At 67.6% G+C, this 23,753-nt stretch carries 20 protein-coding genes; 8 read left to right on the top strand and 12 right to left on the bottom strand.

Annotated features, from left to right (window positions below; genetic code table 11):
• Positions 1 to 18: 18 nt before the first annotated feature.
• Together H5407_RS04290 and H5407_RS04285 are read right to left on the bottom strand one after the other, a co-directional pair.
• A complete protein-coding gene (locus tag H5407_RS04290; protein ID WP_183103178.1) occupies positions 19 to 1,119 on the bottom strand; it encodes a sialidase family protein in 1,101 nt (366 codons plus the stop codon).
• A gap of 32 nt (positions 1,120 to 1,151) precedes the next feature.
• Positions 1,152 to 1,421 (bottom strand): MoaD/ThiS family protein, encoded by a 270-nt coding sequence (locus tag H5407_RS04285; protein WP_183103177.1) that lies wholly within the window; start codon positions 1,419 to 1,421, stop codon positions 1,152 to 1,154.
• Between the two features lie 153 nt (positions 1,422 to 1,574).
• On the opposite strand from H5407_RS04285, the gene rarD reads away from it, so the two are divergent.
• Positions 1,575 to 2,465, top strand: a complete 891-nt coding sequence (rarD, locus tag H5407_RS04280; RefSeq protein WP_404935586.1) for an EamA family transporter RarD — start codon at positions 1,575 to 1,577, stop codon at positions 2,463 to 2,465.
• Positions 2,466 to 2,471: 6 nt separating this feature from the next.
• Here rarD and ahpF read toward each other — a convergent pair whose 3' ends face one another.
• The 3 genes from ahpF to lysA all read right to left on the bottom strand — a co-directional run bounded on the left by ahpF (position 2,472) and on the right by lysA (position 6,186).
• Positions 2,472 to 4,037, bottom strand: a complete 1,566-nt coding sequence (gene ahpF / locus H5407_RS04275; protein WP_183103176.1) for an alkyl hydroperoxide reductase subunit F — start codon at positions 4,035 to 4,037, stop codon at positions 2,472 to 2,474.
• 185 nt (positions 4,038 to 4,222) lie between these two features.
• Entirely contained in the window at positions 4,223 to 4,786 is a 564-nt protein-coding gene (gene ahpC / locus H5407_RS04270) for an alkyl hydroperoxide reductase subunit C (RefSeq protein ID WP_183103175.1), read from the bottom strand.
• Between the two features lie 155 nt (positions 4,787 to 4,941).
• Positions 4,942 to 6,186, bottom strand: coding sequence for a diaminopimelate decarboxylase (gene lysA, locus H5407_RS04265; protein WP_183103174.1), 1,245 nt, complete (start codon positions 6,184 to 6,186; stop codon positions 4,942 to 4,944).
• A gap of 107 nt (positions 6,187 to 6,293) precedes the next feature.
• Between lysA and H5407_RS04260 the strand changes: the two genes are divergently transcribed.
• Complete coding sequence (locus H5407_RS04260) at positions 6,294 to 7,214, top strand: LysR family transcriptional regulator (protein WP_183103173.1); 921 nt, start codon at positions 6,294 to 6,296, stop codon at positions 7,212 to 7,214.
• 208 nt (positions 7,215 to 7,422) lie between these two features.
• Complete coding sequence (locus tag H5407_RS04255; protein ID WP_183103172.1) at positions 7,423 to 7,599, top strand: hypothetical protein; 177 nt, start codon at positions 7,423 to 7,425, stop codon at positions 7,597 to 7,599.
• 166 nt (positions 7,600 to 7,765) lie between these two features.
• Here the strand turns inward: H5407_RS04255 and H5407_RS04250 are convergent, their stop codons facing one another.
• The 5 genes from H5407_RS04250 to xseB form a co-directional block, all read right to left on the bottom strand.
• Positions 7,766 to 10,393: a TonB-dependent siderophore receptor gene (locus H5407_RS04250; RefSeq protein ID WP_183103171.1), complete on the bottom strand. Its 2,628-nt coding sequence runs from the start codon at positions 10,391 to 10,393 to the stop codon at positions 7,766 to 7,768.
• 662 nt (positions 10,394 to 11,055) lie between these two features.
• Positions 11,056 to 11,850 carry a GTP cyclohydrolase FolE2 gene (gene folE2, locus H5407_RS04245; RefSeq protein WP_183103170.1) on the bottom strand — a complete coding sequence of 265 codons (795 nt, stop codon included), beginning with the start codon at positions 11,848 to 11,850 and terminating at the stop codon, positions 11,056 to 11,058.
• 180 nt (positions 11,851 to 12,030) lie between these two features.
• The gene (dxs, locus tag H5407_RS04240) at positions 12,031 to 13,953 is read right to left on the bottom strand and encodes a 1-deoxy-D-xylulose-5-phosphate synthase (protein WP_183103169.1); all 1,923 of its coding nucleotides are present in this window, start codon (positions 13,951 to 13,953) and stop codon (positions 12,031 to 12,033) included.
• Positions 13,954 to 13,978: 25 nt separating this feature from the next.
• Complete coding sequence (locus H5407_RS04235) at positions 13,979 to 14,866, bottom strand: polyprenyl synthetase family protein (RefSeq protein ID WP_183103168.1); 888 nt, start codon at positions 14,864 to 14,866, stop codon at positions 13,979 to 13,981.
• 3 nt (positions 14,867 to 14,869) lie between these two features.
• Complete coding sequence (gene xseB, locus H5407_RS04230; protein WP_183103167.1) at positions 14,870 to 15,142, bottom strand: exodeoxyribonuclease VII small subunit; 273 nt, start codon at positions 15,140 to 15,142, stop codon at positions 14,870 to 14,872.
• A gap of 358 nt (positions 15,143 to 15,500) precedes the next feature.
• Between xseB and H5407_RS04225 the strand changes: the two genes are divergently transcribed.
• The 4 genes from H5407_RS04225 to H5407_RS04210 all read left to right on the top strand — a co-directional run bounded on the left by H5407_RS04225 (position 15,501) and on the right by H5407_RS04210 (position 19,062).
• Positions 15,501 to 16,607 carry an SRPBCC family protein gene (locus H5407_RS04225; RefSeq protein ID WP_183103166.1) on the top strand — a complete coding sequence of 369 codons (1,107 nt, stop codon included), beginning with the start codon at positions 15,501 to 15,503 and terminating at the stop codon, positions 16,605 to 16,607.
• A gap of 79 nt (positions 16,608 to 16,686) precedes the next feature.
• On the top strand, positions 16,687 to 17,595 hold the full coding sequence (locus H5407_RS04220) for a DMT family transporter (protein ID WP_220800460.1): 909 nt from the start codon (positions 16,687 to 16,689) through the stop codon (positions 17,593 to 17,595).
• On the top strand, positions 17,592 to 18,446 hold the full coding sequence (locus H5407_RS04215) for a sulfurtransferase (RefSeq protein WP_183103165.1): 855 nt from the start codon (positions 17,592 to 17,594) through the stop codon (positions 18,444 to 18,446). The genes H5407_RS04220 and H5407_RS04215 overlap by 4 nt, the downstream gene beginning before the upstream one ends.
• A 181-nt stretch (positions 18,447 to 18,627) precedes the next feature.
• Positions 18,628 to 19,062, top strand: coding sequence for a universal stress protein (locus H5407_RS04210; protein WP_183103164.1), 435 nt, complete (start codon positions 18,628 to 18,630; stop codon positions 19,060 to 19,062).
• A 60-nt stretch (positions 19,063 to 19,122) separates the two neighbouring features.
• Here H5407_RS04210 and H5407_RS04205 read toward each other — a convergent pair whose 3' ends face one another.
• Positions 19,123 to 19,899, bottom strand: a complete 777-nt coding sequence (locus H5407_RS04205) for a ZIP family metal transporter (protein ID WP_183103163.1) — start codon at positions 19,897 to 19,899, stop codon at positions 19,123 to 19,125.
• A gap of 231 nt (positions 19,900 to 20,130) precedes the next feature.
• Between H5407_RS04205 and H5407_RS04200 the strand changes: the two genes are divergently transcribed.
• Positions 20,131 to 21,669 carry a Ppx/GppA phosphatase family protein gene (locus H5407_RS04200; RefSeq protein ID WP_183103162.1) on the top strand — a complete coding sequence of 513 codons (1,539 nt, stop codon included), beginning with the start codon at positions 20,131 to 20,133 and terminating at the stop codon, positions 21,667 to 21,669.
• A 22-nt stretch (positions 21,670 to 21,691) separates the two neighbouring features.
• Here the strand turns inward: H5407_RS04200 and ppk1 are convergent, their stop codons facing one another.
• Positions 21,692 to 23,752 (bottom strand): polyphosphate kinase 1, encoded by a 2,061-nt coding sequence (gene ppk1 / locus H5407_RS04195; RefSeq protein WP_183103161.1) that lies wholly within the window; start codon positions 23,750 to 23,752, stop codon positions 21,692 to 21,694.
• Position 23,753 lies beyond the last annotated feature (1 nt).

Raw genomic sequence — 23,753 nt, 5'->3', positions numbered from 1 at the left:
GGGGGGGGGGGCGGCGATTCAGCAGCCCTCGAATCGCACGGCGTAGATGGGCGGCAGCCGCAGGGTCAGGTCTTGCCAATGGTCGCCGCCATCGTCGCTGGCCCAGAGGCCGCCGGTCGTGCTGCCCATCAGCAGGTGCTGCCCGCTGGCATCGACGGCCAGGCCGTGACGGTAGACGAGGTCATAGCAGCCCGCCTGCGGCAGGCCGGCGCGCAGCACCTCGAAGCTCTGACCGCCGTCACGGGTGCGCTGCACGCAAAGGGCGCCATCGACGGGCACTCGGCACTGGTCCTTGATGGCAGGCACGAACCAGGCCGTGCCAGCGTCCGTGGGGTGGGCGGCCACCGCGAAGCCGAAGCTGGACACCGGGCCCTGCAGGCGCTGCCACAGCCGGCCGTTGTCCGTGCTGCGCCAGATGCCGCAGTGATGCTGGCACCACAGCACCTCCGGCTGCGCCGCGCAGCGAACGATGCGGTGCGGATCCTGCGTGTTCAGCGCGCCCTGCAGCTCCGGCGGCATGTAATCGGCCGCCAGGCCCTCGCCCAGCAGCTCCCAGTGCTCAGCGGCATCCTGTGAATGCCAGACGCCGCCGCAGCTGATGCCCAGCAGCAACTCGTCGGGCACCAGTGGGTGGGGGCAGATGGAATGGATGCCCGGTGTGTCGTAGCCGCCGCCGAACCACTCGAGGCGCTCGGGGCGGTCCCACAGCCCGTGCTGCAGCGCCCAGCTGGCGCCGCCGTCGTCGCTGCGGAACAGGCCGCCGGGATTGGTGCCGCACCAGAGGCGCTGGCCGTCGCGCTCCATGGACCAGATCTGAACCAGCTTCCATGCCGGCCCGGGCGCCCCTTCAGGCTGCGGCGGATAGGCGGGGGCCGGCAACTCGTGCCAGGTCTTGCCCCCGTCGTCAGAGGCCTGCACCTTGACGCCGAAGTGGCCCAGGTTCAGGCCGGCCAGCATGCGCCCGGCATGGGCCCCCGCATGCGCCCCGGCACCGCGCGGCAACACCATGCTGACCGGGTCCCCCAGAAAGCTGGTGCCCGCCACCTGCCAGCCACGGGCGCCTTCGTGGCGCAGTTCAAAGAGCCCCTTGCGGGTGGCGATCCAGGCTTGCAGACTCATGCGAGGCTCCTTTCGGAAGATGGGCGGCGGTCTCAGCCGCCGGACAAGGCCTGCAGCACGTGGACGACAGAGGCCGGCCGCAGGGCGTGGTCCAGCCGCTGGCGATCATGCACCACGCGCCCGTCGATATAGATCACCACATTGGCCCGCAGATGGCCCTGGTCGTCCAGCACATAGCCCCGCAGCAGGCCATGGGCGGCAAAGGCCTGCTCCAGCGCCTCGCGCAGGACCAGGGCCGTGGCCTCGAACTCGGGCGCCTCGATGAATCGCCGCAGCTGGGGCGTAAAGACGATGCGGGGCATGGCCGCATTAGGCCGCGAAGGGCCCGGGCCCCGAAGCGGGCTTACCCGCCATGACTTTGCGCACCCTGTGCCCAGCGCAATGCCCCGCGCCAAGACAGAACGGGCACGGCCCGCGACAATGCCGCACCTCCAGCAGTACCACCGTCCCCTCCCATGACCGCTTCCCTGCGCCACGGCGTCATCAGCGCCGCCCTCGCCTATGCCATTTGGGGACTGTTCCCCCTGTACTTCAAGCACCTGGGCGGCGTGCCCTCCATGGAGGTGGTGGCCCACCGCATCGTCTGGTGCCTGCTGCTGATGGTGGGGGTGCTCAGCGTCATGAAGCGCTGGGCCTGGCTGGGCCCGGTGCTGCGCAGCCCCAAGGTACTGGGCGCCTTCACCGCCTCGGCCCTGCTGCTGTCGGCCAACTGGCTGACCTATGTCTGGGCCGTGCAGCACGACCATGTGCTGGATGCCAGCCTGGGCTACTTCATCAACCCCCTGGTCAATGTGGCCCTGGGCTTCTTCTTCCTGCATGAGCGGCCGCGGCCCGCGCAATGGCTGGCCGTGGGCCTGGCCGCGGCGGGCGTGCTGTGGCTGACGTTGCAGACCGGCCGTCTGCCCTGGGTGGCCCTGATCCTGGCCGGCAGCTTCGGCGTCTACGGCCTGCTGCGCAAGATCGCCGTGCTGGGTGCGCTGGAAGGCCTGGTGCTGGAATGCCTGGTCGTGGCGCCGGTGGCCGTCATGGCGCTGGCCTGGTGGGGCCAGCAGGGCCACAGCGCCCTCAACAGCGGCGATGCGAGCCTGATCGGCCTGCTGCTGCTGGCCGGCCCGCTGACGGCCGCGCCCCTGCTGCTCTTCGCGGCCGGCGCGCGCCGCATCCCCATGGCCACGCTGGGTCTGCTCCAGTACATCTCGCCCAGCATCCAGTTCATCCTGGGCGTGTGGCTGTACCACGAGCCCTTCTCGGCCGCCCGCGTGCTGGGCTTCGGCCTGATCTGGGCGGCGCTGGCCGTCTACAGCGCCGAGGGCTGGTGGCGCAGCCGCCAGCCCTCCCTGGCCTGAAGCGGATCAGGCCGCAGCCGGCGTGCGGATCAGGTAGTCGAAGGCGCCCAGCGCGGCCTTGGCGCCGTCACCCGCGGCGATGACGATCTGCTTGAAGGGCACGGTCGTCGCATCGCCCGCCGCAAAGACGCCGGGCAGCGAGGTGCGGCCGTGGCTGTCCACGATGATCTCGCCGAACTTGGACAGCTCCAGCATGCCCTTGAGCCATTCGGTGTTGGGCACCAGGCCGATCTGCACGAAGACGCCTTCCAGCTCGACATGGCGGGCCTCTCCCGTGGCGCGGTCGGTGAAGCGGATGCCGTTGAGGCGATTGCCGTCGCCCGTGAGCTCGGTGGTCTGGGCCTGGGTGTGGATGCTGACATTGGGCAGGCTCTTGAGCTTGTCCACCAGCACGGCGTCAGCGCGCAGCTGGTCGGCAAACTCCAGCAGGGTCACGTGGCTCACGATGCCGGCCAGGTCGATGGCGGCCTCGACGCCCGAGTTGCCGCCGCCGATCACCGCCACGCGCTTGCCCTTGAACAGCGGCCCGTCGCAATGCGGGCAGTAGGCCACGCCCTTGTTCTTGTACTCGGCCTCGCCGGGCACGTTGATGTTGCGCCAGCGGGCACCGGTGGAGAGGATCACGCTGCGGCTCTTGAGCACCGCACCGTTGGCCAATTGCACCTCGATCAGACCGCCGGGCTGCGCGGCCGGCACCAGCTTCTCGGCACGCTGCAGGTTCATGATATCGACGTCATAGGCCTTCACATGGGCTTCCAGGGCCATCGCGAACTTGGGGCCGTCGGTCTCCAGCACGGAGATGTAGTTCTCGATGGCCAGGGTGTCGTTGACCTGGCCGCCGAAGCGCTCAGCCGCCACACCCACACGGATGCCCTTGCGCGCGGCGTACACGGCCGCGGCCGCTCCGGCGGGGCCACCGCCGACGATCAGCACTTCATAGGGATCCTTGGCGCTCAGCTTCGCGGCATCGCGGGCGGCGGCGCCGGTGTCCAGCTTGGCGACGATCTCCTCCACGGTCATGCGGCCCGAACCGAAGTGCTGGCCGTTCAGGTAGACCGAAGGCACGGCCATGATCTCGCGGGTGGTGACCTCCTCCTGGAAGGCGCCCCCCTCGATCACGACGGTCTTTACCTTGGGATTGAGCACGGCCATCAGCGACAGCGCCTGCACCACGTCCGGGCAGTTGTGGCAGCTGAGGCTCATGTAGACCTCGAAGCGGAAGTCGCCGTCCAGGGCCTGAATCTGCTCGATCACGGACTGCTCGACCTTGGGCGGATGTCCGCCGGTCCACAGCAGGGCCAGCACCAGCGAGGTGAACTCATGGCCCAGGGGCAGGCCGGCGAATCGGAGGCTCTGGGACGTGCCCAGGCGCTGCAGGCTGAACGAGGGCTTGCGGGCGTCGGTGCCGTCCAGGCGCAGCTGGATCTTGTCGCACATGCCGTGGATCTCCTGCAGCAGCTCCTTCATTTCGGCCGCGGCGGCGGAGTCATCCAGGGAGGCGACGATCTCGAAGGGCTCGCGAACGCGCTCCAGGTAGGCCTTGAGCTGTTCCTTCAGTGCGGCGTCCAACATGGTGTGCTCCTTGTTCAGTCGTGGTCATCCAAGCCACTCTGAAAGCACCCATGAAACTCAGGGCGTTTTGAGGATGGCTCGAGGGGTTGGATCGAGAGGAGCCCGTGGATCCGGCTTTGCCGGGCCATCGGGCTCGCCCCCTTGAGGGGGAGCGCCGCAGGCGCTCCGGGGGTGGGTCATCAGACTCAGATCTTGCCGACCAGATCCAGCGAGGGGGTCAGGGTCTTGGCGCCTTCGTTCCACTTGGCGGGGCAGACCTGGCCGGGGTGGCTGGCGACGTACTGGGCGGCGCGCAGCTTGCGCAGCGTTTCCTTCATGTCGCGGGCGATGGCGTTGTCATGCACTTCGGCGGTCTTGATCACGCCCTCGGGGTTGATCACGAAGGTGCCGCGCAGGGCCAGGCCTTCTTCCTCGATGTGCACGCCAAAGGCGCGGGTCAGCTTGTGGGTGGGGTCGCCCACCAGGGGGAACTTGGCCTTGCCCACGGCGGGCGAGGTCTCGTGCCACACCTTGTGCGAGAAGTGGGTGTCGGTGGTGACGATGTAGATCTCGGCACCGGCCTTCTGGAATTCAGCGTACTGGTCGGCGGCGTCTTCCACTTCAGTCGGGCAGTTGAAGGTGAAGGCGGCCGGCATGAAGACCAGCACGGACCACTTGCCCTTCAGGCTGGCGTCGCTCACCTCGACGAACTTGCCGTTGTGGAAGGCTTCGGTCTTGAAAGGCTGGACTTGGGTGTTGATCAGGGACATCGAGAATCTCCGCTGTTGGGTTGTTGGGATGGCCTGAATCTTATGGTCATCACGAGTCCCTTAGCTTTGATTTATCAAATCGCCCCTATTGGCCCTGTCTATTAAGCGACCCTATCAAACGGCATGTTCGATAGAAATTCCCTGTCACACGATGCTCACAGGCCCTGCTCCAGGGCCAGCAATTCCTCCACTGTCTGGCGGCGGCGGATCAGGCGCACCTGTTCGCCATCCAACAAAACCTCGGCGATCAAGGGCCGCGAGTTGTAGTTGCTGGACATGGAGGCGCCATAAGCCCCGGTGTCATGGATCACCAGAAGGTCGCCCACCGCGGCCTGCGGCAACGGCTGGGGCTGGACCACGCCGCCATCGCCCTGGGTGAAGACATCCCCCGATTCGCACAGCGGGCCGGCCACCACGGTGGGCCGCACCGGGCGCTGGATGCCGTCCTGCGGCACCAGGCTCATGGCATGGAAGGCGCCGTACATGGCCGGGCGCATCAGCTCGTTGAAGCCGGCATCGACCATCATGAAATGGTTGCGGCCGGCATCCTTCACCGCACGCACCTCGGTGATCAGACTGCCGGACTCGGCCACCAGGTAACGGCCCGGCTCGATTTCCAGGTGCAGGGCATGGCCCATCAGCGCCGCGGCCGTCTTGCGGGCGGCATCCCAGAGGCCGAAGTAATGGGCGGTGTCCACGACCGGCTCACCCTCGCGGTAGGGGATGGAAAGCCCGCCGCCGCTGGAGATCGCCTGCAGGTCCAGGCCCGCGGCCTTCACCTGCTTCACGAGATCGACCATGGCATCGCAGACCTGGGCCAGGTGGCTGTAGTCCACGCCGGAACCGATGTGCATGTGCAGGCCGACCAGCTGCAGCCCCTGGGCTTTCACCTCGTTCAGGGCGACGCCCAGCTCGGCGTGCCAGATGCCGTGCTTGCTGTGCTCGCCGCCGGTGTTGGTCTTGTTGCTGTGGCCGTGGCCGAAGCCAGGATTTATGCGCAGCCAGACCGGATGGCCCGGTGAGCGCGGGCCCAACTGGCGCAGCATGTCAATGGAGCCGGCGTTCACGGGGATGCGGTGCTGCATCACGGTGTCCAGCGTCGCGCGGTCCAGCAGGTCGGCGGTGAAGACGATCTCCTGGGCCGGCGTGCCCGGCTGGTAGCCGGCGGCCAGGGCACGCAGGATCTCGCCGCGCGAGACCGCGTCCACCTTCACGCCCTGCTCGCGCATGAGGCGCAGCAGGTGGGTGTTGGAGCAGGCCTTTTGGGCGAAGCGGATGGTGTCGAAAGACTTCAGCGCCGCGATGCGCTCGCGGATGATGGGCGCGTCATAGGTCCACAGCGGCGTGCCGAACTGTTGGGCCAATTGCTGGGTGCGGGCGGGGTTCAGGGGCAGGGTCATGGTCGGCACCGGGATGGGTCTGGGATGCCTCACAGGATGCCGGCGCCACTCCATATCTGCAAATAGCATTTTGTTCATCATGCATTCATGATTGATATGCTTGCACCATGAACCCCGACCTGATCAGCCACCGGCACATCGAGATCTTCCGCGCCCTGATGCTCAGCGGCGGCGTCAGCGAGGCGGCGCGAAGCCTGCACAGCTCGCAGCCCACGCTCAGTCGGGAGCTGGCCCGGCTGGAGTTCCTGCTGGGCTACGCCCTCTTCGACCGTGTCAAGGGCCGGCTCAAGCCCACACAAGCTGCACTGGTGCTGTTCGAGGAGGTGCAGCGCAGCTACGCCGGGCTGGACCGCATCGTGCAGCGCGCCCGCTCGCTGGCGCAGGGCCACGAGACCGTGCTGGAGCTGCTGTGCCTGCCGGCCCTGACCCAGGCCCTGCTGCCCGGCGCCTGCAAGCGCTGGCAAGACCTGGCCCCCGAGGGCCGGCTGAGCATCACGCCGCAGGAGTCCCCCCTGCTGGAGGAATGGCTCAGCGAGCAGCGCTATGACCTGGGGCTGACCGAGCAGGCGCAATCACCGCCGGGCACACAGAGCGAGCTGCTCTTCGAGGCGGACGAGGTCTGCGTGCTGCCGGACGGCCACCCGCTGCTGGAGCGCACCAGCCTGGCCCTGGAGGACCTGCGCGGCCAGGCCTTCATCAGCCTGGCCAGCCAGGACCCTTACCGGCAGCAGCTGGATGCCCTCTTCGACGCCGCCGGCATCGCCCGCCGCCTGCAGCTGGAGACCCACAGCGCCGCCGCCATCTGCGAATGCGTGCGCCAGGGGCTGGGGCTGTCCATCCTGAACCCGCTGACGGCGCTGCAGTTCAGCGGTCAGGGCCTGCAGCTGCGGCGGCTGCAGGTGTCGGTGCCCTATCGGATCTATATCATCCGGCCGCTGCTGCGCAGCCGTCATGCGCTGCGGGCGAGTCTGTGCCGGGCCATCCAGGAGGAAGCCGCTGCAGCCCGGCAAGCCTTGTCACCACATTGAGCGGTGCCCGCCGGGCGCAGCGTCTGTCTCACTCTTCGCACAGCGAGAGCAAGGCATGCATTTCTAGCGCTAGCGCCTGCCTAGAATCCCTTCACCATTGCAGAGTTCGTCGGCGGGCAACAGGCGCAGAGGCCGCCCACCTGCGAGTTCGGTGTGCTCCTGGGTCATGCCAGTTGCACCAGGCGATGGCATCCAAGGAGGGAGATCCATGATCGCACTGAGTCCTGACGAACTGCTGGCCGTCGCTGGCGGCACCAACACCCTGCCCACGGTCACCATCGACGGCAGCAGCAACAAGCCTGGCGACGGTGGTGCTCTGTTCGACCCGCCCCGCAAGGACCGCCTGACGCCGGAGCCCGACGAGACGTCTCCTCCTCCGCTGTAAGAGCAGCACCACCGACTCAAAATACCCACTCAGCGCAACAGCGCTGAGCACCTCGGTGCCCGTCGCACGGCTTGCGGCGGGCACTTTTCATTGGCCCCTGCGAAATGGAAAAGGCCCGCTTGCGCGGGCCCCATGGGAATCAGGACGGGGTCGATCCCGCGCCGGGTCAGTAGAAGGTGTAGCGCACGCTGACGTAGGCGTTGGGGCCGTCGGTGCCGTCCAAGAAGCTGCCGTACTGCGTCGAGAAGCGCGGGCGCTTGTCGGTGAAGTTGGTGATGCCGGCATTGACCACCATGTTCTTGAAGCCCTTGTAGCGGACGTTGAAGTCCAGCGTGGTGTAGCTGGGCAGGCGGTCCACTTCCTGGCCGTCCAGGATGTGCGTGGGATCGTCGATGTTCAAGACGCTGGCGCTGGTGTTGGCCCGCAGGCTGCCCGCCCAGGCGCCACGCTCGTAGCCCAGGCTCAGCACATTGCGCCACTTTGGACGGTAGTAGCTGTCCAGGCGCTCGGTGGGGTCCTGATCCTGAACGTCGGACTGCTTGAAGTGGAACTGGTAGTTCAGCTCGTTGCGCACCGAGAACCTGCCGCCAGCCAGGTCGAAGGCGTAGCGGCCCTCGATGTCCGCGCCATCGGTCTTCACGCGGCCCACGTTGATGAAGGGCGTGACGATGGTGTTCAGGCGCCCGTGGCGCAGACCGGGATAGCGTGCTTCCAGCACCGGGTTGCGCGGATCGCGGATCACCAGCTTGTCGAAGCCCGGGGTGTCGAACTCATGGTCCAGCAGGTACTGGCCGTCCAGCAGCTGGATCGCGTCACGCTGTTCGAGACGGTAGTAGTCCAGGCTCAGCAGCAGGTCGCGCGTCGGGTTGAACACGGCACCGAAGGTGGCGATCTTGGTCTTCTCCGGCTTCAGCTCGGTGTTGGAGACCAGCAGCATCTTGGGGTAGTAGTGGCACTTGTCGGGACCTAAACCCAGCGGGCGGCAGCGAACCCAGTCGGCCACGCCGGACGAGTAGGCCGTCGTCTGGGCCATGTGCATCTGGGGCAGCGTCGGCGCCTTGAAGGCCGTGTTGTAGCCGCCGCGCAGCAGCAGGCTGTCGGTGGGACGGAAGGCCACGGCCACCTTGGGGTTCACCGTGTTGCCGAAGTCGCTGTAGTGGTCGCTGCGCAGGGCCAGCTGCACTTCCAGCTTCTTGATCGGCTGCAGGCTCATTTCCACGAAGCCCGAGCTGACACGGCGGCTGCCATCCGAGCCGGTGCCGCCATAGTTCTCGATGTTGTGGGCCTGGATCTGTGCATCCGGCGTGTCGCTCATGGACTCGCTCATGAACTGCACGCCGGCAGCGATGCCCACCGGCCCGCCCAGACGGAAGGCCTCGGGATTGCTGACCTTGGCATCCAGCGTGCTCAGCTTGGACTTGGCATTGCGCTCCACCGAGGTCAGCAGCGGACGCCAGGCCGACTCGGGGTTCTTCAGTGCGAAGGGATCGTAGCTGCCCGTCTTCAGCGCCTGGGTGACGGCATCGCGCTTGAGCACCCCGTCCTGCGCCAGCGACAGGGTGTTCGTGCTGTGGCTGGCTGCAGCTTCCCAGTCGTAGTTGCCGAAGGAGCCACGGGCGCCCGCCAGCAGGCGGCTGTTGTCGGAGACAGCTTTGGACTGCGAGCGGCCGGCCTCATAGACCGAGCGGAAGACCATCAGCGGCGCACCACCGCCCAACTCGGCCCTGTAGGAGCCCCAGTCCGACTGGATGTAGCGGTCGGCCTGGTAGGTCTCGATGCTCTGGTAGCCCTCGGCCCAGTCCGTCTTGTTGCGATTCAGGGAGAGCTCGCCGAAGAGCTGAGTGTCCTTGCTCAGGTCGAAGGTGCCCACGAGGATGCCGGTGGCGCGCTTCAGATTGGGCGAGAGCTTGGTCGCGGGATCGACGTCAGTGCGGCAATACTCGTCGCCACGGTCGTCCACTTGCACGACGGACGGCGCGACGCAGCCCGGCATGGCATGACGCTCACCCGTGCCCACGTTGTAGTAGGAGCCCGGGTTCAGGTTGGTGGAACGGTTGTCCTGGCCGCCGATGGAGCGCAAATCGTTCGTGCGGGTGAACTCGTGCTTGCCGGCAACTTTGGCGCCGCGCTGGTACAGGTCCAGCGTAGCCAGCAGGTTGAAGCGGTCACGGCCCAGGTCACCGAAACCGGCGGTCAGGTTGGCCGAGCCCGTCTTCAGGTCACCGGCGGTGTTCTGCGAGTACTTCGCGCCCATCTCCAGGCCCTGGAAATCGCGGCGCGTGACGAAGTTGATCACGCCGGCCACGGCGTCCGAACCGTAGATGGCGGAGGCACCGTCGCGCAGCACCTGGATTTCATCGATGGCCGACAGCGGCAGGCTGTTCAGGTCCACGAAGGTGGAGTCGGTGCCCTGTGCAAAACCGTAGTTGGCCAGGCGGCGGCCGTTCAGCAGCACCAGCACGTTCTTCTCGCCCATGCCACGCAGCGACACGGCTGCGGCTCCGGGGGCGAAGGAGTTGCTGTTGGTGCCGTCAAAGCCGCCGGTGGTCGAGCTCATGGTGAACAGAGCATCCACCAGCGTGGTCGCCCCGGTGGCCTCGATGTCCGCGCGCTTGTAGATCTGGATCGGCGACGGGCCTTCGGCGTCAATGCGCTTCAGGTTCGAACCGACGATCACGACACGCTCCAGCTGCTTCGGTGCCTCGTCGGCCAGCGAGGCCGTGCACGTCAAGGCGGCAGCAGCAGCCACCACGCCCAGGGCCCAGGCCCGGCGTTTACCCAAGGAATCATTCATTTCAATTGCTCCTGCATGGAGCCGCCAATGGTTTTGGAATGTGGCGGCCCGTCCCTCGTCTCTGTTGCACCAGCCTCACGGCTGGCGCGGCCTTTGCCGGGCGCGGATTTCAGAGGATCCGCTGCCGGGCAAGTCGCATTCTTGAGACCGTGATACGGAATGTTTCGCCAAGTTCCGCTGAGAAAACGGTGAGGCTTTCTGGCGACGTCTACGCCCAATCCCTGAGGCGCATCCCGCCGAAACTTGCTAGCACCCCGAGCACGCGAATGTGGCATTCGCTGCTGGCGAATACAGAAGAGGGCCATCACCCATTGCCAAGCGCCCTGTCGCCACGTCTGGACGGTCGCTGCCGTCTGCAGCTCGGGTCAGACCCTGAGAAGCGCCGCCCACTGGACTCACATTGGTCTTTCATTGCCCGCCGACGAATATTCGGCCTCAAGCAGGCCACCCCGCCAACAATTCACGGGGCCTGGGACAAATCCGGAGCGCGGCAACGGGGACGGCTGTTGCGCCCAGGCTGCAAGGCGGGCCTGCCCGACGCCGACAGCTGGAGCACCCGCACCGCGGGCGTGCCAGCTGCAGGCTGGCGCTCGGCTGAAGTCGCTGCGATCGAGGCGCTGAGATCGAGGCGTTCAACTCAAGCCGCGCTCGGGTGCGCCCGCTCAGCCGCGCTCGATGCAGGCGTAGGCGCTGTGGTTATGGATGGACTCGAAGTTCTCCACCTCGGCCCGGTAGGCGCCGATGCGCGGCTCGGCATTGAGGCGCAGGGCCACGTCACGCACCAGGTCCTCGACGAACTTGGGGTTCTCGTAGGCATGCTCGGTGATCCACTTTTCATCGGCCCGCTTGAGCAGCGGCCAGATCTCGCTGGAGGCGCTCAGCTCAGCGGCGCGCACCAGTTCGGCGAGGCCCAGGCTGTCGTCCAGCAGTTCGACGCGGATGGTGACCAGCGAGCGCTGGTTGTGGGCCCCGTAATCCGAGATCTCCTTGGAGCAGGGGCACAGGCTCTTCACCGGCGCGGCGATCTCCAGCCAGACGCGGCTGCGGCCCTCGCGGGTCTCGGTGATGAAGGCGCCCTGGTAGTCCAGCAGGCTCTCGATGCCGGAGACCGGCGCGCGCTTGCGCAGAAAGAAGGTGAAGCGCACCTCGATGCGGCCCTCGCGGGCCTCCAGCTTGGCCAGCATCTCCTCGTGAAGGTGGCGCAGCACGGCGGCATCCAGGGGCTGCTTCAGCGCATCCAGCCAGGCCACGAAGCGGGACATGTGGGTGCCCTTCTTCTCGGCGGGCAGCATCACGTCCAGGGTCCAGGTGCCCACGGTGGGCTGGGTGTCACGGTCCAGGCGCAGCTGCAGCGGATAGCGCACATCCTTGACGCCGACGCGCTGGATCACGAGATGACGCTCGTCGCGCTCGCTCTGGGTGTCGGGGATGTGCAGACTGCTGGTGACTTGGTTCATATGCGAGGAATACGGCCGGCCAGGTGAAGCACCGGAAGCCGCAAGCATGACACGACCCGGGGAAACCCGTGCGGGCAAGGTCTCTAAAAATGCCTGCCGCGTGACATCAGCCGTCGGTCTGGGCAGGCCGGGCTTCACTCGGGCAGGCAGGGCAGCAGGCCGCGGGGCCTGCCCACACCTTCACTCGTTGGCGGCTGGACGCAGCAGCTCAGGGCGCGCACCGAATCGCTGCAGGATGGATTGGGCGATGCCCGTCGCATCCAGACCGCACATGGCCATCAGCTTGGCCGGGTCGCCGTGCTCGACGAACTGGTCCGGCAGCCCCAGCTGCAGCACCGGCAGGTTCAGGCCCATGGACTGCAGGGCCTCCATCACCGCACTGCCTGCGCCGCCCATGATGCAGCCCTCTTCGACCGTCACCAGCGCGTCATGGCTCTCGGCCAACTGGCGCACGAGGTCGATGTCCAGCGGTTTCACGAAGCGCATATTGGCCACGGTCGCGTCCAGCTGCTCGGCGGCCTGCAGGGCAGGGTACAGCACGGTGCCGAAGGCCAGGATGGCGATGCGCGGTGCGCCCGAGCGGCCCTGGGCCTTGCCGGACTCGCGGCGGATCTCGCCCTTGCCCCAAGGCCAGGCCTGCATGTCCTTCTCGATGGCCGTGCCCACGCCGGATCCGCGCGGGTAGCGCACCGTCACCGGGCCTTCGTGCTGGTAGCCGGTGTACAGCGCCTGGCGGCACTCGTTCTCGTCGGCCGGGGTCAGCACGCTCATCAACGGGATGCAGCGGGTGAAGGCGATGTCGTAGTTGCCGGCATGCGTGGCGCCATCGGCACCGACCAGGCCGGCGCGGTCCAGGGCGAAAAGCACATCCAGGTTCTGCAGGGCAACGTCATGGACCAACTGGTCGTAGGCGCGCTGCAGGAATGTCGAGTAGATGGCCACGACTGGCTTGAGGCCCTCGCAGGCCAGGCCAGCGGCGAAGGTCACCGAATGCTGCTCGGCGATGCCGACGTCGTGATAGCGGGTGGGGAAGCGCTTGTGGAACTCCACCATGCCCGAGCCCTCGCGCATGGCCGGCGTGATGCCCACCAGGCGCGGGTCCTGCTCGGCCATGTCGCACAGCCATTCGCCGAAGATCTGCGTGAAGGTCGGCTTGGCCGGCGTGGCGGACTTGACGAAGCCCACGGCCGGATCAAACTTGCCCGAGGCCGCGTGGTACTTGACCGGGTCGGCCTCGGCCAGCTTGTAGCCGGCACCCTTCTTGGTCACCACGTGCAGGAACTGCGGGCCGCCGCGGTCGCGCAGGTTCTCCAGCGTGGGAATCAAGGAGTCGAGGTCGTGGCCGTCGATGGGGCCGACGTAGTTGAAGCCGAACTCCTCGAAGATGGTGCCGGGCACCACCATGCCCTTGGTGTGCTCCTCGAAACGACGGGCGAACTCGTACAGGGGCGTGTTCTTCAGCACGCTCTTGGCACCTTCGCGGGCGGCGGCGTAGAAGCTGCCGCTCATCAGGCGGGCCAGGTACTTGTTGAGGGCACCGACGGGCGGGCTGATCGACATGTCGTTGTCGTTCAGGATCACCAACACGTCGCCCATCAGGCCGCCATGGGCGACGCCCGCGTTGTTGAGGGCCTCAAAGGCCATGCCCGCGGTCATGGCGCCGTCACCGATGATGGCCACGGCCTTGCGATTCTCGCCCTTGATCTTGGCGGCCATGGCCATGCCGTGGGCCGCGGAGATCGAGGTGGAGGAATGACCCGTGCCGAAGGTGTCGTACTCGCTCTCGTCGCGGCGCGGGAAGCCGCTGATGCCGCCCAATTGGCGCAGGCCGGGCATGCGGTCGCGCCGGCCCGTCAGCACCTTGTGCGGATAGGTCTGGTGGCCCACGTCCCAGACCAGGCGGTCCTCGGGCGTGTTGAAGACGTAGTGCAACGCCACCGTCAGCTCGACCGTGCCCAGGTTGGAGCCCAGATGGCCGCCGGTCCTGGACACGCTGTCCAGCACATAGGCACGCAGCTCGTCAGCCAGCTGCTTGAGCTGCGCGCGCGGCAGGCGGCGCAGGTCGGCGGGGCTGTCGATGGTCTGCAGCAAGGGAAAGCTCATGGGGAACCCTGCTTCTTCTTGGGGGTCAGTTGTCGCGATCCACGACCTTGTCGGCCAGCACGCTGAGCCAGGCCGTGTTCTCGAGGCCGCTGGCGGCCAGCGCCGCATGGGCCTGGGCCCGCAGCTGCTCGGCGTAGCTGCGGGCGCCGTCCAGGCCGAGCAGGCTCACGTAGGTGGGTTTGTCGCAGGCCTGGTCCTTGCCGGCGGTCTTGCCCAGCACGGCCGAGTCCTGGGTGACGTCCAGGATGTCATCGACCACCTGGAAGGCCAGGCCCAGGGCCGAGCCGTAAGCGCTGAGGGCCTGCCAGGCGGACTCGGAGACGTCGCCACAGGCGGCGCCCATCAACACGCTGGCCTGCAGCAGCACGCCGGTCTTGCGGCGGTGCATGTCGCGCAGGGTATCCTCGTTCAGGAACTTGCCGATACTGGCGAGGTCGATGGCCTGGCCGCCCGCCATGCCGGCATGGCCGGAGGCACGCGCCAGCAGGCGGCACAACCGGGCCTGCAACGGGGCATCCATGCCGCCATCGGGTGTCAGCACCTCGAAGGCCAGGGCCTGCATGGCATCGCCGGCCAGCATGGCCTGGGCCTCGCCGAACTGCACGTGCACGGTGGGTTTGCCGCGGCGCAGGACGTCGTTGTCCATGCAGGGCATGTCGTCGTGGACCAGGGAGTAGGCGTGGATCAGCTCGACGGCACAGGCGGCTCGCAGCGCGGCCTCGCCCTGGGCCGCGGCGGCCTCGGCGGCTGCCAGCACCAGCAGCGGTCGCAGCCGCTTGCCGGCACCGAGCACGGCGTATCGCATGGCTTCGCCCAGCCCTGCCGGGGCATCAGCCGGCGTCCAATCATCCAATGCCTGTTCCACCTGCGCCAGACTGCGCGCGGCCCATTGATCAAACACGCCTGCATCCATTCCTTATTCGTCCTCCCACGGACGCATTTCGCCCGTCTCCAGCACCTTGACCTGCTGCTCGACGGCCTGCAGACGATCCCGGCACAAGGCCAGGAGCTCGGCGCCCCGACGGTAACTGTCAAGTAACTGGTCCAAGGGCAGTTGCCCCGCTTCCATGGCAGCCACGAGTCGCTCCAGCTCATCGAGCGCCTGCTCGTAGCTGATTTTCTGGGCGATTCCAGGCTCATCGGACGATGCGCCGGAGGCCAGACGGGGAGTCGCTGTGGCTTTGCTCATAAAAATGCGAAAGGCGCATTGTAGTGGGCTACCAACATGCCCCGCTCACCACCGAAGGGAGCAATGTAACCAGTCCACCTCGGCCAAAGGCCCTGATCCTTGATCCAACTCAGCAGGCGGCGCTCCCGCGACCCGGGTACAATCCCGCCCTCGCCCGCTGCCCTACCAGGTGGCGGACTTCGGGAGCCCGGCCATCGCATGGCGGCGCCGCACATCGAAATTCCTCGACATGCAGTGCCTCGCCGCGAGATTGGCCGGGCTTTTTGACACAAACCCGGTCCCGCACCTGAAGCAGCTGCCCTGATCTGATGACGGGCCCGGGGGGTTGACATTGGTTTCTTGGAGACCCTCTTGGATCATGTCCGACCTGAGCCTCACTCTCTCAGCGCTTGACAGCAGCATCACCCAGCTGCCCGTTTCCTCCTACTTCGACGAGGGCTTGTTCCGCAGGGAACTCGAGCTCATCTTCCAGCCAGGACCCCGCTACCTTGGCCACGCCCTCAGCGTGCCCGAGGTGGGTGATTACTACGCACTGCCCCAAGAGGGCGACGGGCGCGCGCTCGTGCGCACGCCGGAGGGCATCGAGCTGATCTCCAACGTCTGCCGCCACCGGCAGGCGGTGATGCTGCGCGGCCGGGGCAATACGAAGAGCAACATCGTCTGCCCGCTGCACCGCTGGACCTACGACCTCAAGGGCACCCTGATCGGCGCCCCGCACTTCGACCACGACCCCTGCCAGCACCTGAACCGCTACAAGCTGCGTGACTGGAACGGCCTGCTGTTCGAGGACAACGGTCGCGACATCGCTGGCGAGCTGTCCCGCATCGCGAAGGCCCAGGACCTGGACTTCAGCGGCTACGTGTTGGACAAAGTCCAGGTGCACGAGTGCGACTACAACTGGAAGACCTTCATTGAGGTCTATCTGGAGGACTACCACGTCGGCCCCTTCCACCCCGGCCTGGGGCAATTCGTGACCTGCGACGACCTCGCCTGGGAATTCGGCAGCAACCACTCGGTGCAGACCGTGGGCATCCACAAGGATCTGAAGACGCCGGGTTCGCCTGTCTACAAGAAATGGCACGAGCAGGTGCTGAGCTTGCGCAACGGCCAGCCGCCCGAGCAGGGTGCGATCTGGCTGACGCTGTACCCGCACATCATGGTCGAGTGGTACCCGCACGTGCTGGTGGTCTCCACCCTGCATCCCAAGGGCCCGCAGAAGACGACCAATATCGTCGAGTTCTACTACCCCGAGGAAATCGCCGCCTTCGAGCGCGACTTCGTCGAGGCCAATCAGGCTGCCTACATGGAGACCTGCATCGAGGACGACGAGATCGCGCTGCGCATGGACTGGGGCCGCAAGGCCCTGATGGACCGCGGCGACAACGAGGTCGGCCCCTACCAGAGCCCCATGGAGGACGGCATGAAGCACTTCCATGAGTGGTACCGCCGCGAAATGAAGTTCTGACGCCCCCGGGCGTCCACCAACCGCCCAACGGCCCCGCGCCCTGGGCGGTTTTTTCTTTGCCCTTAATCTGCGCCGCACGATGCCTGCTTCCCTCATGATGGCCCTGGCCACCCTGCTCTTCGCCACCATGGGCGTCTGCGTCAAGCTGGCTTCGGCCGCGTACGGCTCGGGCGAGATCGTCATGTACCGCGGCCTGGTCGGCGTGGCCATGGTCTCAGGCCTGGTGCTGGCTCGCGGGCTGAGCCTGCGCACCGCCGTGCCGGCCATGCATTTCTGGCGCGGGCTCTCTGGCGTGGCCGCCCTCTCGCTGTGGTTCTACGCCATCGGCAAGCTGCCCCTGCCGACAGCGATGACGCTCAACTACATGTCCTCGGTGTGGATGGCGCTGTTCCTCATCGGCGGCAGCGTGCTGATGGGCGGCCGGCGCGTGGATGGGCGACTGGTGGCCTGCGTGCTGGCCGGCTTCCTGGGGGTGGCCCTTGTGCTGCGTCCCGCCATGCACCAGGAGCAGGCCTGGTACGGCCTGGCCGGGCTGCTGGCCGGCATGCTCGCGGCCATGGCCTATCTGCAGGTGACGGCCCTGGGGCGCGCGGGCGAGCCGGAGTACCGCATCGTCTTCTACTTCTCGCTGGGCAGCGCGCTGGCCGGTGCGCTGGTCAACCTTTGCGAGCGCTGGGGCCAGGCCACGGTCTGGCATGCCCACAGCGGACGTGGCCTGCTGCTGCTGCTGGCGGTGGGCCTGCTGGCCACGGCGGCACAGCTGCTGATGACGGCCGCCTACCGCCATGGCAAGACCCTGGTCAACGCCAGCCTTCAATACCTGGGCATCGTCTTTGCCTGCCTCTACGGCGTCTGGATCTTCCAGGAACGCCTGGACCCGGCTGCGATACTGGGCATGCTGCTGATCGTCGGCGCCGGCCTCGCGGCCACGCTGCTGCGCACACGCAGCCTCCCCCCTGACAGCCCGCAAGGCACGACCGAATCATGAGCCACACCACCCTCATCAGCGCCCAGGAACTGCAGACCCTGCAGGCCGCTGCCCACCCGCTCCTCTTGATCGACGCCAGCTTCGACCTGGCGGACACCACCGCTGGCGAGCGCGCCTATGCCCAGGGCCACCTGCCCGGCGCGCACTACCTGCACCTGGACCGCGAGCTCAGCGCCCCCAAGGCAGGCGAGGGTCAGGTCTTCACCGGTCGCCATCCCCTGCCTGATCCGACGGCCTTCGCCCAGCGCCTGACTGCCCTGGGGCTGGACGCCGGCATGCAGGTGGTGGCCTATGACGGCCAGGGCGGCATGTACGCGGCGCGCGTCTGGTGGATGCTGCGCTGGCTGGGCCACGAGGCCGTGGCCGTGCTGGATGGCGGCCTCGCGGCCTGGCTGGCCGCCGGCGGCTCGCTGAGCACCGAAGTGCCCGGCACACGCAGGGGCAGTTTCCAGGCGAGCGCCTCGATCGCGCCTTCCCTCAGCGCCGATGCCCTGCAGGCCCAGCTGGGCCGCGTGCGTCTGCTGGATGCCCGGGCCGGCGAACGCTTCCGCGGCGAGGTGGAGCCCCTGGACAAGCAGGCCGGCCACATCCCCGGTGCCCTGAACCGCTTCTTCAAGGACAACCTGCAGGCCGACGGCCGTTTCAAGCCGGCGCAGCAGCTGCGGGCCGACTTCCAAGCCCTGCTGCCGCCCTTCGCCGCCTCGGAAGTCGTGCACCAGTGCGGCTCGGGCGTCACCGCCTGCCACAACCTGCTGGCCATGGAGCATGCAGGGCTGCGGGGCTCGCGCCTCTATCCAGGTTCGTGGAGCGAATGGTCGGCCGACCCGCGCCGCCCGGTGGCCCAGGGTTGAGCCCCTGTCGCTCGCGCGGCGAAGGCCGTTCGAGTCTTGACATAGCGCAAGCGCGGCGGCCTACTGAACAGCAACACTCTGTGCATCAGCACCGGATTCCACCAGCGGCCGGCACGGTCGCCCGAGGGGTCCGGCGAGGTCTTCACCCAAGGCTTGCAGGATCAGCTCAAAGGAGGCTCGCATGTACAAGCGCATCATCGTTCCGACCGACGGTTCCGACATCACCGCCAAGGCTCTCGAACAGGCCCTGGGCCTGGCTCAGGAACTGGACGCCAAGATCTTCGCAATCAGCGTCAAGGAACCCTTCCCCTACAGTGCCGTGTCGGAGATGCAGCCCACGCCGCCGCAGGAGTTCTTCGACGCCCAGGAGCGCATCGCCCAGGTCCGCCTGAAGGCCGTGCTGGCCGCGGCCGAGAAGGCCGGCGTGCCCGCCGAGGCGCACAGCATCGAGGCCCTGCACCCTTGGGAGGCCATCATCGAGCACGCCAAGCGCATGGAAGCCGACCTCGTCGTGATGGCCTCGCACGGCCGCCGCGGCGTGCAAGCCCTGCTGCTGGGCAGCGAGACCCAGAAGGTCCTGACCCACTCGACCATCCCGGTCCTCGTGGTGCGCTGAGATCCGGCGCTCCTCGAACAAGGCCCGCCCCCCGAGGCGGGCTTTTTCATGGCCGCGTGCTCAGTGGCTGCGGCCCAGCACCAGCACCAGCGCAATGAAGCCCATGCCCGCGGCCAGCCAAAAGAGCTGGGCGGCGGTCTCGCGCCAAGGCAGGCGGCGCTGCAGCTGGGGGATCAGGTCCGCCACGGCCACGTAGATGAAGCTGCTGGAGGCCAGCACCAGCAGATAGGGGAACAGCGATTCCCAGGGCCCTACGATGAAGTAGCCCAGCAGGCCGCCCGCCACCGCCGCCAGGCCGGACAGGGCGTTGAACAGCAGGGCCTTGCCGCGGCTGAAGCCGGCATTGAGCAGCACGATGTAGTCGCCCACCTCCTGCGGGATCTCGTGGGCGATGATGGCCGCCGCCGTGACCCAGCCCAGGTGCTGGTCCGCCAGGAAGGCGGCCGCAATGATGAGGCCGTCGCAGAAGTTGTGGATGCTGTCGCCCACCAGCACCGACAGCCCGCCCCGCCCCGCCTGCTCAGCATCGAAATGGTGGTGATGGTGGTGACCGTCGCCCTCGTGGTGGTGGGTGTGGCGGTAGAGCTCGGCCTTCTCCAGCAGGAAGAAGAACATCAGCCCGCCCAGCAGGGTCATGAAGAGGGCATGCGAGCTGGCCTGGCGCTCGAAGGCCTCGGGCAGCACATGCAGCAGGGCCGTGGCCAGCAGCACCCCGGTGGAGAGGCTGACCAGATGCCGCACCAGGCGTCCCAGCAGGGCCACCGTCAAGCTGGCGGCGATCAGCACGGAGAGCAGGCCGCCCACGAAGGTGGCAAGCAGGATGTAGGACAGGGTCATGCGTGGGGCGAGGCGCGCCGGCATCTCCGGCGCCCGACAACAAAAGGCGCACCGGGTGGCGCGCCTTCAGGGTTTGCACATCAGGGGATTCTCTCAGACCTGTCAATGGCCTCATTGGAGACGGGCCGCTGGCGGGATCCGCCGCGCGGGCCGGGGCGCTTTGTGCAAGCCGCCACACCCCGCGCACGCTTACACAATGACACCCCGCATCAGCCGCGACAATCCGGCGCCATGAACGCGCTCCGCTCCGAATCCCCGCTCATTCCGTCCGGCGAGCCCCTGGCCGCCATCGACATGGGTTCCAACAGCTTCCGGCTGGAGATTGCCCAGCTGCACCGCGGCCAGTACAAGCGACAGCTCTACCTGAAGAAGACAGTGCGCCTGGGCGCCGGCCTGGACGCCGACTGCCAGCTGACGCCCGAGGCCATGCAGCGCGGCCTGGACTGCCTGGCCGGCTTTGCCGAGCACCTGCGCGACTTTCCGGCCGGCCGCGTGCGCGCCGTGGCCACCCAGACCCTGCGCGAGGCACGCAACCGCAACGCCTTCCTGGCGCTGGCACAGAAGACCCTGGGCCATGGCATCGAGGTCATCTCGGGTCGCGAGGAGGCGCGCCTGATCTTCGCCGGCGTGGCCCGGCTGCAGCCCTCCGAGCGGCCGCGCCTGGTCATCGACATCGGCGGCCGCTCCACCGAAATGATCCTGGGCCTGGGCAGAAAGCCGCTGAAGGCCGAGTCCTTCCAGATCGGCAGCGTCAGCCTGTCCCTGCGCTACTTCCCCGACGGGCGCTTCACGCCCGAGGCCTTCCGCGCCGCCCAGGTGGCCGCGGGCGCCGAGCTGGAGGAGGCGCTGAATCTCTTCGCCCGCGAACGCTCCCAGCCGGTCTGGCAGGAAGCCCTGGGCTCCTCGGGCACGGTGGGTGCCGTTTCTCAGCTGCTGGCCGCCAGTGGCGTCACCGACGGCAGCATCACGCCCGAGGCCCTGCGCTGGTGCATCGAGCGCTGCCTGGCAGCCGGCCACATGGATGCCCTGGACCTGCCCGGCCTCAAGGACGACCGCCGCGCCGTGGTGGGTGGCGGCCTGTGCATCCTCTACACCCTGCTGACCCAGTTCCAGATCGAACGCCTGCAACCAGCCAAGGGCGCGCTGCGCCAGGGCGTGGTCTTCGACCTGGCCGAGCGCCTGCAAGCAAGCCAGGGCGAGCTGAGCCGGGGCCGCGACATGCGCGACCAGTCCGTGGCAGCCCTGCAGCTGCGCTTCGGCGTGGACACCGAGCAGGCCCAGCGCGTGCAAGACCTGACCCTGCAGTTGCACGAGCAACTGGCCCCCAAGGCCGAGCGCGAGCGCCAGCGCGAGATGGCCTGGGCAGCCAAGCTGCATGAGATCGGCATGATGGTCTCCCATCACGACCACCACCGCCACAGCGCCTATCTGCTGGCCCATGTGGACGCCCCCGGCTTCTCCCAGAACCAGCTGCACCGCCTGGGTGACCTGGCCTTGGGCCAGCGCGGCGGCCTGCGCAAGCTGGAGCAGGAGCTGCAGGACGAGGGCCTGCTGTGGCAGCTGCTGGCGCTGCGGCTGGCGCTGATCATGTGCCATGCCCGCCAGCCCATCGACGCCCAGGCCATGCGCCTGCAGCGCGAGGGCGAGCGGGTGACGGTGCGCATGGCCGAAGGCTGGGCGGCCTCGCATCCGCGGGCCCTTTACCTGCTCAACGAGGAGCTAGAGGCCTGGCGCAAGCTGGGCCGCCTGCAGTTGAGCCTCCAGACCTGAGACCGCCCCCGGCGGCCCGCTTTCACTCGACGGCGTAGCGGCGCATCAGGGCCTGCTGGGCGCTGCGGCCCTCCCCTTCGATGCGACGGTAGTGGCCATCGGGCAGCTGCTCCCAGGCGTCGAGGCTGTCGTGCAGATAGGGCTGCAGCGTTTCGTCGATGAGGCGCTGGCGCAGCTTCGCGTCGAGCACGGGCCAGGCCACCTCGATGCGCCGGAACATGTTGCGACTCATCCAGTCGGCGCTGGAGAGGTACAGGGCCTCGTCCTCCTCACCCTCGCCCCAGCGGAAGTAGCTGACACGCGAATGCTCCAGGAAACGGCCCACGACGGAACGCACGCGGATGCGGTCCGAAATGCCCGGCAGCTGCGGCGGCAGCATGCAGGCGCCGCGCACGATGAGGTCGATCTCAGCCCCGGCCTGCCCACAGCGCAGCAGAGCGTGGATCAGTTCGGCGTCGGTCAGCGCATTGACCTTCAGCACCACCCGCGCCGTCCGCCCCTCGCGGGCCGACTGCTCCACACGCGCCAGGCACTCGACCATGCGCTCGTGCATGTGAAAGGGTGCCAGCAGCAGGCGCTTGGCGGGCCTGGCCTTGCCCAGCGAGGCCAGCTGGCGGAAGACGTTGTCGATGTCGGACGTGAGGTCCGGATCGGCGGTGAGGCAGCCGATGTCGGTGTAGAGCCGCGCCGTCCTGGGGTTGTAGTTGCCGGTGGAGAGATGGGCATAGCGGCGCAGCACATGCTTGCCACCGGGCTTGCCCTCGCGCCGCGTCACCAGCAGCATCTTGGCGTGGGTCTTCAACCCCACGATGCCGTACACCACCTGCGCACCCACGGCCTCCAGCCGCTCGGCCCAGTTGATGTTGGCCTCTTCGTCGAAGCGGGCCTTGAGCTCCACCACTGCCATCACTTCCTTGCCGCGGCGGGCCGCCTCAATCAGCAGGTCCATCAGCACGGACTGGCTGCCGGTGCGGTAGATGGTCTGCTTGATGGCCAGCACGTCCGGGTCCTCGACGGCCTCGCGCAGGAACTGCACGACGGGCTCGAAGCTCTCGAAGGGATGGTGCAGCAGCACGTCGCCCTTGCGCAGGCGCTCGAAGCAGCGCTTCTGGCGCGGCAGGCTGGCCTGGGGCCAGAGCGGTTCATGAGGCACGAAGCGCAGCTCGGGCGCGTCGGTCAGGTCGATCAGCTCGTTGAGCCGCACCAGGTTCACCGGCCCGTTGACGCGGTACAGGGCCGCGTTCGGCAGTTGAAACTGCTCCAGCAGGAAACGCGAGAGCTCCTCGGGGCAGGAATTGACCACCTCCAGGCGCACGGCCCGGCCGAAGTGGCGCGTGGTCAGCCCCGAGCGCAGGGCGTGGCGCAGGTTGGCCACCTCCTCCTCATCGACCTCCAGGTCCGAGTCGCGAGTGACGCGGAACTGCGAGAAGGACTCCACCTGCCGCCCCGGGAACAGCTCCTCCAGGTGGGCTCGGATCACGCTGGTCAGCAGCACGAAGACCTGCCGCCCGCCGCTGACCTGCTGCGGCAGCTTGATCACCCGCGGCAGCACGCGCGGCACCTTGACGATGGCGATGCGGTTGTCGCGCCCAAAGGCATCCTTGCCCGAGAGCCGCACCACGAAGTGCAGGGACTTATTGGCCACCTGCGGGAAAGGATGAGCCGGGTCCAGGCCCACGGGCACCAGCAGGGGCTTGACCTCGCGCTCGAAGAAGCGGGCGACCCAGTGGCGCTGCGCCTCGTCGCGGTCGGCGTGGTTGTGGATCACGATGCCCTGCTCCAGGAGCCTGGGCATGATCTGCTCGTTGAACACGCCGTACTGGCGATCGATCAGCTCGTGCGCCTCGCCGGCCACGCGCTCGATGTCGCGGCTGCTGACCGCGCTGCCCGGCTCGCGGGCGGCGTCCAGCATGTCGGCGAAGCGCACCTCGAAGAACTCGTCCAGGTTGGAGGAGACGATGCACACATAGCGCAGCCGCTCCAGCAGCGGGACATCCTCGCGCTGGGCCTGGGCCAGCACGCGGGCATTGAATTCCAGGATGGCTTGTTCGCGATTGAGCAGGGCAGGAGGCATCAGGGTCATG

The sequence above is a fragment of the Mitsuaria sp. WAJ17 genome (assembly GCF_014174515.1).
GTDB lineage: Bacteria > Pseudomonadota > Gammaproteobacteria > Burkholderiales > Burkholderiaceae_C > Roseateles_B.
The sequence above is the reverse complement of the archived record's forward strand: the minus strand, read 5'-3'. Positions and strand labels throughout refer to the sequence as shown.